Raw genomic sequence first — 14764 nt, 5'->3', positions numbered from 1 at the left:
GGGCAGGCCTTGGTACACGGCGCTCGCCCCCTCCTTCGGCGGCGAGCGGGACGTCTTCGAGATGCAGCACCCCGGTGTCGACCGCGGAGACACCGTCCCGCGCGACTGGGAAACGCTGGTGGAGCTGCACGCGGCCACCGTGCGCGAGCACCTCGGCGACCGCCCGTACGTCCTCCTCGGTTATTCGATGGGCGGCTACCCCGCGCACTCGGTGGCCGCCCGGCTCGCGGCCACCGGTACTCCGCCGTCCGCCCTGGTCGTCGTCGACACCCACCACGTCACACCGGACCGCGAGGACGATCCGGGGCTGCTCGCCATGCCCGCCCGGCTCGCCCTCCGGATGGGCGCGCGGTTCGACGAGGCGGTGGACGACATGTCCATGGCCGCGCTGGGCGCCTACACCCGCATGGCCCGCGGTTGGCGGCCGGCGCCGACCGGCGTCCCCACTCTGCTGATCCGCGCCACCGAACCGGTACCGCGGCTGCGGACCCCCGGCGGGCACGAGGCCCGGGACGGTGCCCTACGGGCCTCCTGGCCGGCGCCTCACGACACCGTGGACGTCTCCGGCAGCCACTGGAGCATCAACGAGGAACACGCGGGCACCACGGCGGACGCGATCCGCACCTGGCTCGGCACCCACACGGACCGAACCGGCCTTCGCACGCCGGACCGCGGGGGCAACTGAAGGACCGTCCGCCCGCCCTCGGGTGTGCCGCCGCTCCCGCCCGGCGTGACCACCAGGGCCGCTGAGCTCGACGGCGAGGGGCCGACAGGGCCGCTGCAACGAGTCCTGCAACAGATGCTGCAACCCGCGCGAGCACGATGAGTTCTCCGTCGCGTCGAGCGGGAAGCAGAGGGCCGGCCGAGGCCGGTATCAGGTCCTGACAACTTTCCTCGGCCTGCTCCGCCCACAACAACGGCAGCACGGCAGCACGGCAGATCGGCGTCGATCAATGTGCGGGAACACCCACACCGAAACCGTGAACACCCACGTCGAAAGAGGAGCAAAGAGAGAATGCACATTCTCACCGGAGTGAACATGATGTCCAAGGAACTCGTCCTGGTCCACGCGGACGAGGACAAGTTGGTGACGGTGCCGCTCGAAAGCCTCGACGGCTGGAAGCCGGCCAGCCTCCAGCACTCGTGGATCGCCTCCGACGAGGAGACGGTGTACATCGCCACGGACGCCATCCCGCCCTTCGACGGGTCCATCGTCGTACTGCACCTGAACTCCGTCGACTGGGACGCCGGCAGCGCCGACGTGGAGATCCGGCAGATCGTTCCGCTGGATGTCGCGGGGACGCCGTCCGACATGCCGAACCTCAAGAAGACCTCGGCGAAGCAGCCGATCATGCCGTGGACGAGGCCTCTGTACACCCAGACGCACGGCCCCACCTTCCTGCCGCGCTCGAAGTTCACCTACATCACGCATTACACGGACGACCGCGTGCGTGGGTTCAGGATCAGGCCCGACGGCACGCTGGAGCAGCGTGTCCTGTACTCGGACCGCCAACTGACCAGGCAGACCCACGGGGTGAACTTCAACGCGGAGGGCACCGTCGGACTGGGCGTCGGGTACGACTACGACATCGGTGAGGTGCGCGTCTACCGGCCCGACCGTTACACCGGCAGGGTCGAGGCGACACACGCGATCACGCTGGGGACGGAAACCGAGTACGGCGCCTTCGCGCACTACGCGACCTGGATCGACAACCGCTACGCCTACGTCGGAGCCATGCAGATCGGGTCCACGTCGAGGACGCCCCAGGGGGCCACGCTCGTCGGGCCGAGTGTCTGGCTGGTCGACACCGAGCTGGACACCGCCGAATGCGTCATAGGTCCCACCCGCACGCCGGGAGGCGCGGGAATGTACAGGTCGCCCTCGGACCTGGCGATCGCGAAGGGCAAGTTGTACGTGGCGGAAGAGGATTCGTGGGGTCCGCAGTTCGAGAGTCCTTTCAACTACGGACGGGACGGCTACATCTCGATCTGGGACATCCAGGACCCTGCCAAGCCCGGTCTCCTCAAGCGGCTGCGCCCCGGCCGCGAGCTTCCCTCCGACTTCCGCAACGCCCACACGGCCACGGCCATGTTCGACGAGGAATCCGTTTTCGTCTCCAGCTTCGTCAGCGATCACCTCATCCGGATCGACACCAATACGGACAAGGTGGCCAAGATCTACGACTGCGACGACGGATTGATGATGTTTCACGGTGAGTTCGCCGTCGGGCGGAATCGATGACCGGGCGAAGCAGGACGCCCAGGGGCACCCGCAGGAAGAATTCCGGAGAAGTGAACAGCGGCCACGTCGCCGCATGGGAGAAGAATTCGTGATGACGGAGATGACGGACGAGAGCCTGGATCCCCGGGCCGACGGAAAGGACCTGTCCCACACCAGGATCATGCTGGAGCGGCTCGCCACCAGTTGGCCCCGGCGGGCCTATGTGAAGAAGCAAGAGCTGGAGCCGTTCTTCGAGGCGGACAAGGAGGACTTCCTCGAAAGTCTCCTGCCGTTCCGGCACCTGCCGCAGTACCAGTCGTGTTCGCCGGAACTGAAGTCCCGGGTTCTGAGCTGCGGTTGGCTGATGTACAACGCCAAGACCGTGCAGATCGAGACGGAGATCGTGAACCCGACCTGTCTCGACATCCTCCGGGGGACGATGCCCGGCCTGCGTTCCGACGACTCGCAGAAGGCGGTCTGCGAGACGATGGTCGACGAGGTGTACCACGTACACCTGGTGGAGCAGGCCAGTCGGCTGACGCGCGGTCGACGTGGGCTGGGAGACCTGGTGATTCCCCAGTTCAACCTGGTCGGCCACATGCGCAGGCGCCAGCAGCAGTCCAGTGACCCCTGGCAGGGGCGGATGATCCAGTTCGCCACGGCGGTGGTGTCGGAGATCTTCATCAGCGACTACCTGCACCTGCTCAGCGAAAGCGAGGAGATCCAGTCCTTCAACCGCATGACGGTGGCGGCGCACCGCCACGACGAGATGGTGCACAGTCCGCTCTTCATGTCCCTGGCGCAGCTTTTCGCCCACGAGCTGACGGAACAACAGCGTGCCGCTTTCGCCGACGTCCTGTCCGAACCCGTGGTCTGGTTCGCGGACCGGGAGCTGGATGTCTGGCTTTCTTTACTGCGGCAGATCGGATTCCCGCAGGCCGACGAGATGATTCGGGAATGCAGGAGTTCGGGTGCCGTCGACCTGACGTCGCTGAACTATTCGGAGATCGTCTCGCTTGCGGAAGAGATCGGCCTCCTGGACTCCGCAGCGGCCCGGAGCAGTTTCTCCCGGCAGGGTCTGATCGCCTGACGGAGAAGGTCCGGTGCGCAGCGGCACAGGCGCACCGGACCGGCTCGCCACCTTGACTCGATTGTCAGCAATGATGAGACAGAACGCAGGAGTTAGCAGGAAATGTCGGTCGACACCGCAGAATTGTTGGCGCCGAGGGCGCCCGGACCTTGTCACGAATACACCACCGTCCTTCGCGTCAGCGAGCGGGTGAGGGCCGCCGCCGGTGTGGTCACCCTCACCCTTGTCGATCCGGCCGGGCGGCAGTTGCCCCGCTGGACGCCGGGGGCCCACATAGATCTGATCCTGCCCGAGGTCGACCTGGTACGGCAGTACTCGCTGTGCGGCAGTCCGGCCGATCGGTACGCATGGCGCGTCGCCGTACTTCTTGAGCCGAACGGTCGCGGCGGATCCCGCCACGTGCACGAGGCACTGGGCATCGGGGCGACCGTGCTGGTCCGCGGCCCGCGGAACCACTTCCGTTTGGAGCCGGCCGCCCGCTACCTCTTCATCGCGGGGGGCATCGGCATCACACCGATCCTTCCGATGGTGGCCTCGGCCGAGGCGGACGGGCGGGACTGGCAGTTGCTCTACGGCGGGCGGTCCCGGGCGTCGATGGCCTTCCTCGACGAGCTGGCGGCCTACGGCGGCCGGGTACGGGTCCATCCGCAGGACGAAGCCGGGCTGCTCCCGCTGGCGAAGGTGCTGAATGCGCCGCGCCAGGACTGCCTGGTGTACTGCTGCGGGCCCGAACCCCTGGTCGGCGCCGTGGAGAGCCGCTGCACGGGATGGCCGGCCGGCAGCCTGTGTACGGAGCGCTTCAGGGCCCGGCCGGTGCCGCCCGAGGAGGAGGACCGCGCCACGGGCTTCGAAGTGGTGTGCCGGCGCTCGGGCCTGACCCTGTCGGTCCCGCCGCACGAGTCGATCCTCGACGTGGCTGATCGAGCGGGCGTACGGACGTTCGCGGCCTGCCGCGAAGGAATCTGCGGGACGTGTGAGACGAGCGTCGTCGAGGGTTCCCCCGAGCATCGGGACTCGATCCTCACCGATCAGCAGAAGGCGTCCGGGGAGAGCATGATGATCTGCGTCTCCCGGGCCAGTGGTTCCCGGCTCGTGCTGGACCTCTGATCACTGAAGCACCACCGGCCGCAGTGGTCCGGTGCACCGTCGGATTCCCGAGGAAGATCGAGATGACAGAAGCTGTGGCGATCCGGCACGTCGCCTTCGAGGACCTTGGTTCCTTCGAACAGGTGCTGAGGGAACGGAACATCGGCATCACGTACGTGGAGGCCGGGCAGGGGCGGCTCCTGGAACAGGTCGAACGGCTCTCTCCGCAGTTGCTCGTCGTGCTCGGCGGACCGGTGGGGGCGGGCGAGACCGATGCCTATCCGTTCCTCCAGGAGGAGTTGGCGCTGATCCGGGGCCGGCTGTCCCGCGAGGAACCCGTGCTGGGCATCTGTCTGGGTGCCCAGCTGATCGCTGCCGCGCTGGGCGCCGAGGTCTACCCGGCCAGGGCGAAGGAGATCGGCTGGGGTGCCGTCGCACTGTCCGAGGCGGGGGCCGGATCTCCTCTCTCCGAGTTGACCTCGCCGGTACTGCACTGGCACGGCGACACGTTCGACCTGCCGGCGGGGGCGACGCATCTCGCCTCCACACCGGTGTGCAGGAACCAGGCCTTCGCGCTCGGGCGCTCCACCCTGGGACTGCAGTTCCACGTGGAAGTTCTCGGCGGAGCCATCGAGTCCTGGCTCATCGGCCATGCCCATGAGGTGGCGCAGGCCGCTGGGGTGTCCGTCAAGGAGATCCGGGAGGACACGCACCGGCTTGCGGGGCAGCTCGAAAACCGGAGCCGGAGGTTCCTCCACCGCTGGCTCGACGGCGCATTGACGTAGCGGCCCGGCAGCTCCCGTCCCCGGCGCGGCAACTCGTCGCGGCCGGACCCCCGCAGGACCACCGGATGCGCCACCGGGACGGCCGGGGCCAGAGCTTCCGGACTGTCGCGCGGCGTGCCCCCATGCGGGCACGGCCGCGATTTTTCCGTTCCTCAGGCACCCTCGGGCCACGCCCCGGCGTCTTCCCTGAGGAGTGACGCCGAAGGTCTCCCGCACGAGAGGCGGCCGGGGTGGGGCTTCCGTCTCCTCGTGCGGGCCAGTGGTGCGGGGCGGGTCGCGGTACCGGCTTCCACCGGTGCGATGGGACCGCCCCATGGGTGTCCGGCGGGCGTTGTTCCGGTTAAGTTGAAGACGACTGCTTCACGGGGGTGGCGTCGATGGATGATCAGTCGATGTCCGGAACGCTTTGGTTCAATGTGCTGGGCCCGTTGCGGGTGTGCCGCGACGTGGAGGAACTGGATGCCGGGCCGGTACAGCAGCGGGTGATGCTCGCTGTGCTGCTGCTGCACGCCAACCGGCCCGTGTCCCGGGAAAAGCTGATCGAGGCGGTATGGGGGACGGCGGCTCCGGGGCGGGCGGTGAACCTGCTGCAGCGGCACGCCGCGGGACTGCGCCGGGTGCTGGAACCCGGCCGCCAGGCCCGCGCTCCGTCACGGGTGCTGAACTGGACCGAGGCCGGCTACCTGCTGACGGTGCCTGCCGGCGGGCTGGACTGGGAGGTGCTCACCGAACAGCTGGAACGGGGCCGGTCCGCCCGGGCCGCCGGGGACCTTCCCACGGCGGCCGAGGCGCTGCACGCCGCGTTGAAGCTGTGGCAGGGCAGGCTGTGCGAGGGTTTGGCCAGTCCGCTGCTGGATGCCGAGCGGGACCGGCTGGAGGAACACCGGCTGGGCGTGCTGGAGGAGCGCATCGAGGTCGATCTGACACTGGGCGCCGATGCGGACCTCGTCGGCGAGCTGCGCCGCCTGATCGCCGCGCATCCGCTGCGCGAGCGGCTGCACGGCCTGCTCATGCGTGCCCTGCACCGCTCCGGCCGGCAGGCCGAGGCGCTCCAGGCATATCGGGAGGCCCGCCACCTGCTGGCCGAGGAGCTCGGCATCGAGCCGGGTGCGGAACTGCGGCGCGTGCACGAACAGATCCTGGCCGCCGACGCCGCGCTGGACCCGCCGGCCCCGGTCCGCCCGGCGCCGGCCGACCCGGTACGGAGGGACACTCCCCACAGCGACGGCCAGAGCCACGACCAGAACCACAGCGGCGAGCTGCGGGCGCCCGGCAACCTGCCCACGGAGCTGACCAGCTTCGTGGGTCGGGAGCACGAACTGGACCGGGTGCGCGACCTGTTGGCGACCGACCGGCTGGTGACGCTCACCGGGGTCGGCGGCGTGGGCAAGACCCGCCTCGGGCTCCGCGCCGCGCTGAACCTCCAGCCGGCCTTCCGTGACGGCGTGTGGCTGGTCGGGCTGGCCGGCCTCTCCGATCCCGGACTCGTCCCGCACGCCGTGGCCGAGGCCCTGGGCATCCACGACCAGACGGGGCGCGCGCCCCCGGCCTCCCTGATCAGGCATCTTCGGGACCGGCAGGTCCTGTTGGTCCTCGATGACTGCGAGCACCTGCTCAACGCCTGTGCCGTGCTCGTCGACACCCTGCTCCGGGCGGCCACGAACCTGCGGGTCGTCGCCACGAGCCGGCAGCCGCTGGGCATCGACGGTGAGCAGATCTTCCCGGTGGCGCCGTTGCGGGTGCTGCCGGACACCCCGCGTACTCGCGAAGGGCCGGTCCGGCCCGAGTCGGATCACGAAGGACCGGTCCGGCCCGAAGAGGATCACGCAGAACCGGCCCGGCACGAAGCGGATCACGCAGAACCGGCCCGGCCCGAGGAGGACGAGGACGCGCCCGCTGTCACCCTGTTCGCACACCGGGCCCGCGCCGCGGTTCCTTGCGGGTTCCCGATGTCGCCGGAGATCAAGGCGACCGTGACCCGGATCTGCCAACGGCTCGACGGCATCCCGTTGGCGATCGAGCTGGCGGCCGGACGGCTGCGGTCCCTGTCGCCCGAACAGCTGCTGGCTCGGCTCGACGACCGCTTCCGCGTGCTGACGACGGCCAGGCCCACCGCGCTGCCACGCCATCAGACGCTGCAGGCGACGGTGTGCTGGAGCTTCCATCTGTGCACGGACGACGAGCGGTTGCTCTGGGCACGGCTGTCGACCTTCACCGACACCTTCGACCTTGAGGCGGCCGAGGCCGTCTGCGCCGGTGAGGACCTCCCGACCAAGGAGGTCCTCGACCTGGTCGACGGGCTCGTCGACAAGTCGGTCCTGATCCGCGAGAGGTCCGAAGGGGGCATCCGCTTCCGGCTCCTGGAAACGCTCCGCGAATACGGGCGGAAGCAGATCTGTGACGCCGGCCTGCGGACCGCTCTGCGGCGCCGGCACCGGGACCACTACCTGGCACTCGCCGAACAGGGTGAGTCGGAGTGGTTCGGAGCCGGCCAGGCCGACTGGGCGGACCGTTTGCGGTGGGAGCACGCCAACTTCCGCGAGGCACTCGGCTTCTCCTTCTCCACACCGGGGGAAGGCCTGGCCGGTGCCCGCCTGGCCGCCGCGCTGTACCCCTTCTGGGTCGCGTGCGGCTACGTGGAGGAGGCACAGCGCTGGCTCGACCGGGCGCTGTGCCTCGCTCGCGAACCGTCGCGGGAACGCGCCAAGGCTCTGTGGGTGATGAGCCGGATCGCGTATCTGCGCGGGGACATCACCGAGAGCGTCGCGAGATCGGCGGAGTGCCGGGAACTGGCCGGGCGACTCGGTGACGATCCGGCCATGGCCCACGGCACTCACATGGCGGGGGCTGCCGCCCTTCTTCGCGACGAGCCCCGGCACGCGCTGCTCCTTCTGGAGGAGGCCCTCGACCGCTACGCCTCGCTCGGCGACATGAACAGCATGGTGATCATGGCGCAGACCCAACTCGCCATGGCGAGCGTCTTCCTGGGCGAGCCTGACCAGGCGGTCGAGCACTGCCGGAAGGCCCGGAGCATCTGCGCCGCGCACGACGAGAAATGGACCCTCGCCTACGCCCTCTACGTTCAGGCCTTCGCCGAGTGGGCCGGTGGTGACCGGGTGGTGGCGGCCCGGCACGCGAGGGAGTGCCTGCGCATGAAGCGGGACTTCCGCGACAGGCTGGGCATGGCCATGACCGTCGACCTGCTGGGATGGATCGCCGCCGCCGACGGGGAGAGCCACCGGGCCGCCGTGCTGCTCGGGGCGGCAGAGGAGGAGTGGAACACCGTCGGAGTCCCCTGGTTCGGTTCGGCGTACTGGCGGGCCCCGCATGACGAGGGGGAACGGCGAGCACGGGAGGCACTCGGCCACGAGGCCTTCGAAGCCGCCTCGCTCCAGGGCGCCCGGTTGCCTCCCGGGAGAGTCGTCGCCCTCGCCCTTGAGGGACGCGGCGACAGAGCAGGTCCGACCGTGAACTCCCTTACGTGCACGGGTACTTGATGCCGTGAGCACACAGCGCCTGCCGGCTCTTCCCCTGTCGCACCGGGCCCAGAAGTTCGGGTTCTGCCCACTGCGCGTCGGCGTCCGCGAACCTATGCTGGCTCCGACTGTGGAGACGACCTGGGGGGTCATGTCTGATGAGGGCAGCAAGCAGGGGAACGTCCGTGGTGAAAACGGGGGTGAAGCGACTCCTGGGACGTGCGGGATACGACATCGTGCGCAGCACCAACAACCGTGACGGCGTGGACGACTTCCTCCCGTTCGAGGCGACGATGCGGGCCGCACGGGCGGCCGGACTGTCGGTGGGTGACCACATCGACGAGGTCATGAACGGGACGCCGGGCGCCACCCGGTCCACCATCGACGAGTTACGCGCTCTCGGCGTCTTCGCCGACGACCCGGACACGGTGCTGGAGATCGGCCCCGGGTCCGGACGGTATCTGGAGAAGACGCTCAAGGAGTGTTCACCGGGCCGCTACGAGATCTACGAGACGGCAGCGCCCTGGGCCAACTATCTGGTGGACACCTTCAGTGTGGTCGCCCAACCGACGGCCGGATGCAGTCTCGCCCCGACTCCCGATGCCAGCATCGATCTCGTCCAGGCCCACAAGGTCTTCAACACCGTGACCTTCCTCTGCGCCTCCCGCTACTTCTTCGAAATGGCACGGGTCACGCGGCCCGGTGGCCGGATCGTCTTCGACGTCATGACAGAGACCTGTCTGGACCCGGCCGCGGTACGCACCTGGGCGACGGAGGGCGGCGCGGGGCACGGTTCCTACCCCGCCACCATGCCTCGCCAGACATGCGTGGACCTCTTCGCGACCCTCGGCTGCGGCCTGGAGGCCAGCTTCCTGGCGCCCATGGGCATCGGCTCCACGGAGGTACTCGTCTTCGGAAAGAGGAGTTGAGCTGCCCGTGGAGGCGAGTCCTGCCTCCCGTCCTCACAGGTCACAGGCGTGTGCTCCGCGTCGAGGATCCGCAGGCGATGACGGGCCCGTGATCCACCCTCAAAGCTCGGGCACAAATTTCACACATTCTCTCTTCATCCTGGCTTCCATGCTCTAGATTGACCGTGCTTCAGCTGTTCGAGCACGAAGCGACCAATAATGATCAATAAGTCCGGTGCAACGGACAAACAGCAGTCACCTCCCCGGCGCCGGGCGTCGGGGTGATCAATTCTTGGAGCCCGAGAGCCTGGCAGGGCATCTGAGTCCGCCGGCGCCGGGGCGAGTTGTTCCAGCAGCGCCGAAACGGTTCGAGATGTCCTGCGCGGGAGGCGAAGACCTCCTGCGGTGAGGAACAGCGCGGCGCGGGGGCCGGGGGGCCTCCCGCGAAGAGGAACAGTGCGGGGCCGGGGGGCCTCGGAGGGGGAGGAGCAGTGCTAGGCGAACACGTCGAACCACTGTCGACCTGGGGGGTTCCGTGCAGCAAGGTGATTTAGTCAGCCCGTTTCCGTCGGCGCACGAGCGCCTGACGAACGGGACAATCAGCCGGCCCGCGATCGACTGGGAGCAGCGGTACCGCCGTACCGTGATCACCAGCGACACCGTGGCCACCGCCGTCGTGGTGATGTCGATCGGCAACTTCTTCGGGGCCCGGGACGCGGCCAACTGGCACGAGAAATGGGTGATCCTCGCCTTCGGCACCGAGTTGCTGGTGCTGGGAGCGCTTGCGGTGAGCCGGTCCTGGTCTCCCGCCGTACTCGGCCAGGGCGCCGAGGAATTCCGCCGGCTCGGACGCTCGCTGTTCACGGCGACCGTCGTACTGGCACTCGGCGGGATCGCCCTCACCTCGCGCAACATCAAACTCTGGATCTTCGTCGCGATGCCCGCGATCGCGCTCATCACGATGATCGCGCGTTATCTGCTGCGCCTCTGGCTGCACAAGCAGCGTAAGGAAGGCCGCTGCCTGCGACCGGTGCTCGCTGCCGGGAGCCTGGACACCGTGCGCGACCTGATCACCCGTACCCGCAAATTTCCGCACCTCGGCTGGCGGGTGGACGCGGTGTGCACGACGGACGGTCTGGGGCCCGACGGCAACCGGCTGGACGGAGTGCCGGTCGTCGGCGAACTGGCGGACGTCGCGGGCCATGTCCACCGCGACGGCTACCGTGTCGTCGCGCTCACTCCGGACCCGCACTGGTCACCGGACCGGCTGCAGCGGCTGGCCTGGAACCTCGAAGGCAGCGACGCCGAGATGATCGTGGCCCCCGTGCTGATGGAGGTGGCCGGCCCGCGGCTGCACGTCGACGCGGTGCTCGGAATCCCACTGCTGCGGGTCAGCATGCCGGCCTTCACCGGGGGCCACCGGGCGGTCAAAGCGGTCGTCGACCGGATGGGCGCGGCGCTCCTGCTGATGCTGTTCGCACCGCTGATGGTGCTCGTCGGGCTGCTCGTCCTGGTGGACAGCCGGGGCGGGGCGCTCTACCGCCAGCGCAGGGTCGGCAAGGACGGCCGCGAGTTCACCATCTTCAAGTTCCGCACCATGGTCACCGGGGCCGACGGCGCACGTGCCGCTCTGGCCGACCTGAACGAGGGCGCGGGCCTGCTGTTCAAGCTCCGCCGGGATCCGCGGGTGACCCGGGTGGGCGCAGTGCTGCGCCGCTACTCGATCGACGAGCTCCCGCAGCTCTTCAACGTGCTCACCGGATCGATGTCGCTCGTGGGCCCGCGGCCCCCTTTGCCGGAGGAGTCCGCCGCCTACGGCCCGGACATCCGGCGGCGGCTGCTGGTCAAGCCGGGCCTCACCGGCCTGTGGCAGATCAGCGGACGCAGCGACCTGCCGTGGGAGGAGGCGGTCCGCCTCGACCTGCGGTACGTGGAGGACTGGTCGCTCGCCCTGGACGCAGTGATCTTGTGGAAGACGCTGCGTGCGGTCCTCCACGGACAAGGGGCGTACTGATGAGCGGGGGGCGTCGTCCGACCGGCGCACGGCAGGCAGGCCGGAAGGGTCTGCCCGGGGGGAGGAACGGGACATGAGGATCAGCGTCTTAGGGCTCGGTTACGTGGGCTGCGTGTCGGCCGCGTGCCTGGCCGGCCTGGGGCACGAGGTCATCGGGGTGGATGTGAACCAGGTGAAGGTCGACCTGGTCAACGACGGCAAGGCCCCGGTGGTCGAGGAACGGATCGGCGAGCTCGTCGCCGAGGTCGTACGGACCGGAGCGCTGCGCGCCACCGGAGACGTCCGCGAGGCGATCATGGGCAGCGAGGTGTCACTGGTCTGTGTGGGAACGCCGTCGGAGCCCAACGGCAGCCTGTGCACCACGTACTTGGAGCGCGTCACCGAGCAGATCGGCGCCGCGCTGGCCGAGCGGGGCGGGCGGGACGGGCGGCACACCGTGGTGTTCCGCAGCACCATGCTTCCGGGGACCTGCCTGAACCTGCTCGTTCCGATCCTGGAGAAGTCCGGCGGCGGCACCGCAGGGGTGGACTTCGGGGTCGCGGTCAACCCGGAGTTCCTGCGCGAGGGCACCAGCGTGCGGGACTTCTTCGACCCGCCCAAGACCGTCGTCGGCGAGCTCGACACGGCGAGCGGCGACACGGTGGCCGCGCTGTACGACGGCCTGCCCGGTGAGGTGTTCCGGGTGCCGGTCCCGACGGCCGAGGCGATCAAGTACGCGGACAACGCGTTCCACGGCCTCAAGATCGGCTTCGCGAACGAGCTCGGTGCGGTGTGCCAGGCGCTCGGGGTGGACTCGCACCAGGTGATGGACGTCTTCCTGGCCGACCGCAAGCTGAACATCAGCCCCGCCTATCTGCGGCCCGGCTTCGCCTTCGGCGGCTCCTGCCTGCCCAAGGACCTGCGCAGCCTGGTGTACGCGGCACAGCGGGCCGACGTCTCGGTGCCCATCCTCGCCCATGTGCTGCCCTCCAACTCCGACCATCTGCAGCGCGCGGTGGACCTGGTCGAGCGCACCGGCAAGCGCCGGGTGGGCCTGTTCGGGCTGTCCTTCAAACCCGGCACCGACGACCTCCGCGAGAGCCCGCTCGTCGAGCTGGCGGAACGGCTCCTGGGCAAGGGGTACGAGCTGCGGATCCACGACGCCCATGTGAGCCTGTCCCGGCTGCTCGGCGCGAACCGCGAGTACATCGAGACCCGGCTGCCGCACCTGGCGCAGCTGCTCGCGGACTCCGTCGACGAGGTGCTGGAACACGCCGAGGTGTGCCTGGTGGGGACCAGGGATCCGGCCGTGCTGTCGGCACTCCCCCACGGGGACGGTCCGGTCCTCATCGACCTCATCCACCTTCCCGACGCCGATGCGCGCCGGGCCGAACCGGGGTACGTGGGCCTTGCTTGGTAACACATCGTTCGACACGCCCGGCGGCAGCCGGCCGCGGCGGCGCGCACTGATCCTGGTGGAGAACCTGTCGGTGCCGTTCGACCGGCGGGTGTGGCAGGAGTGCACGACGCTCCGCGACGCGGGCTGGGAGGTGCACGTCATCTGTCCCCGGGGGAGCAAGCGGGACACGGAACCGGAGGCTTCGATCGACGGGGTGCGGATCCACCGCTACCCGTTGCGCGCGGCCACAGGTGGGCCGGCCGGCTATCTGCGGGAGTACGGATCGGCGTTGTGGCACACGGCCCGCCTCGCCCGCAAGGTCGGCCCGGTCCATGTGGTGCACGCCTGCAATCCGCCCGACCTGCTGTTCCTGCCGGCACTGCGGCTGAAGCGGCTCGGTGCGCGGTTCGTCTTCGACCAGCACGACCTGGTACCCGAGCTGTACCTCTCCCGGTTCGGCCGCGGCAAGGACCTGCTCTACCGCGGCGTGTGCGCACTGGAACGGATGACGTACCGGGCCGCGGACGTGGTGCTCGCCACGAACGAGAGCTACCGGGACGTGGCGGTGCGCCGTGGCGGCAAGCGGCCGGGGGACGTCTTCGTGGTGCGCAGCGCGCCGCAGACCGACAGGTTCCAACCGGTGCCTGCCGAGCCGGAGTTGAAGCGAGGCAAGCCCCATCTGCTGTGCTATCTCGGCGTGATGGGCCCGCAGGACGGCGTCGACTACGCCTTGCGGGCACTGGCGACCCTGCGCGACGGGCTCGGACGGACCGACTGGCACGCGGTGTTCGTCGGCTCGGGCGACGCCTTCGACGCGATGGTGGAGCTTTCCGAGCAGCTCGGCCTCTCGGACCAGGTGGAATTCACCGGGCGCATTCCGGACGCCGACCTGGTGCGCCACCTGTCCACCGCGGACGTGTGTCTCTCCCCCGACCCGCGCAATCCGCTCAACGACGTCTCGACCATGAACAAGGTCCTGGAGTACATGGCGATGGGCCGGCCGATCGTCTCCTTCGACCTCAAGGAGGCACGCGTTTCCGCCGGTGATGCCGCCGTCTACGCGCCCGCCAACGACGAGACCCGATTCGCCGAACTGATCGCGCTGCTCCTCGACGACCCGGACAGGCGGGCCCGGATGGGCAAGACCGGCCAGGAGCGGATCGGCGGGCAGCTCTCCTGGCGGAACTCGCAGGCGTCGCTGCTCGCCGCCTACGCAGCCGCGTGCCGTGACCGCACTCCGGCGGGCCGTCGCATACGGGCACGGGGGAGGCAGCGCCCGTGAGCGAGGACACGATACGCCTGGCCACGATCGGGCGGATCCTCCGTCGGCGCCGGCGGCTGCTCACCGTCCTCACCGTGGTGGGCGCACTCCTCGGCTTCGGCACCTCGGTGCTGTTTCCGCCGCAGTACACGGCGTCGGCTTCGGTGCTGCTGCCCGGGCAGTGGGACGAGCGCGGGCTGCTGACCCAGGTGAACATCGCGACCAGTTCCTCGGTGGCCGACCGCGTGGCCGCCGGTCTCCGCCGGAGCGGCGTCGGGGGCCGCGAGCTGCGGGACCGGGTGAGCGCCAAGGCCGCCGACGGGAATGTCATCACGCTCTCGGGCAGGGCCGACACCCCTGAGCACGCGCAGCAGCTCGCCGACCTGGTGGCAAAGGAATTCGTCGCGTTCACCGCGCGGATCGCCGGCGGCAGCACCGATCCCGGTGCGGCCACGGGCACCGAGGCGCTGCGGAAGAAGGTGGTGGAGACCAACCGCCGCATCACCGACCTGGCCGATGCGGCCGATCCCGGGCAGACCGTGGAG

Annotated in this window: 11 protein-coding genes; all 11 read left to right on the top strand. The window is 69.4% G+C overall.

Annotation, left to right across the window (positions count from 1 at the left end; genetic code table 11):
* Window positions 1-685 (top strand): alpha/beta fold hydrolase (locus tag ACWGIG_RS27385; RefSeq protein ID WP_453324344.1); only part of this gene is annotated, 685 nt, incomplete at its 5' end.
* Window positions 686-1015: 330 nt separating this feature from the next.
* Window positions 1016-2242, top strand: coding sequence for a hypothetical protein (locus ACWGIG_RS27380; RefSeq protein ID WP_453324343.1), 1227 nt, complete (start codon window positions 1016-1018; stop codon window positions 2240-2242).
* 91 nt (window positions 2243-2333) lie between these two features.
* A complete protein-coding gene (locus ACWGIG_RS27375; protein WP_453324342.1) occupies window positions 2334-3311 on the top strand; it encodes a diiron oxygenase in 978 nt (325 codons plus the stop codon).
* A gap of 102 nt (window positions 3312-3413) precedes the next feature.
* Entirely contained in the window at window positions 3414-4418 is a 1005-nt protein-coding gene (locus ACWGIG_RS27370; protein WP_453324341.1) for a PDR/VanB family oxidoreductase, read from the top strand.
* Between the two features lie 62 nt (window positions 4419-4480).
* Window positions 4481-5182, top strand: a complete 702-nt coding sequence (locus tag ACWGIG_RS27365; protein ID WP_453324340.1) for a glutamine amidotransferase — start codon at window positions 4481-4483, stop codon at window positions 5180-5182.
* Window positions 5183-5574: 392 nt separating this feature from the next.
* Complete coding sequence (locus ACWGIG_RS27360) at window positions 5575-8679, top strand: AfsR/SARP family transcriptional regulator (protein WP_453324339.1); 3105 nt, start codon at window positions 5575-5577, stop codon at window positions 8677-8679.
* Window positions 8680-8816: 137 nt separating this feature from the next.
* Entirely contained in the window at window positions 8817-9587 is a 771-nt protein-coding gene (locus ACWGIG_RS27355; protein ID WP_453324338.1) for a methyltransferase domain-containing protein, read from the top strand.
* A gap of 514 nt (window positions 9588-10101) precedes the next feature.
* The gene (locus tag ACWGIG_RS27350) at window positions 10102-11580 is read left to right on the top strand and encodes a sugar transferase (protein WP_453324337.1); all 1479 of its coding nucleotides are present in this window, start codon (window positions 10102-10104) and stop codon (window positions 11578-11580) included.
* Window positions 11581-11653: 73 nt separating this feature from the next.
* Window positions 11654-12979, top strand: coding sequence for a nucleotide sugar dehydrogenase (locus tag ACWGIG_RS27345; protein ID WP_453324336.1), 1326 nt, complete (start codon window positions 11654-11656; stop codon window positions 12977-12979).
* On the top strand, window positions 12936-14240 hold the full coding sequence (locus tag ACWGIG_RS27340; RefSeq protein WP_453324335.1) for a glycosyltransferase family 4 protein: 1305 nt from the start codon (window positions 12936-12938) through the stop codon (window positions 14238-14240). The genes ACWGIG_RS27345 and ACWGIG_RS27340 overlap by 44 nt, the downstream gene beginning before the upstream one ends.
* On the top strand, window positions 14237-14764 hold a 528-nt coding region (locus tag ACWGIG_RS27335; protein ID WP_453324334.1), incomplete at its 3' end, for a Wzz/FepE/Etk N-terminal domain-containing protein. The genes ACWGIG_RS27340 and ACWGIG_RS27335, both read left to right, overlap by 4 nt.

Source organism: Streptomyces sp. NPDC054863 (assembly GCF_053610825.1).
Note: the sequence above shows the minus strand (reverse complement) of the source record. Positions and strands in the feature narration are given on the sequence as shown.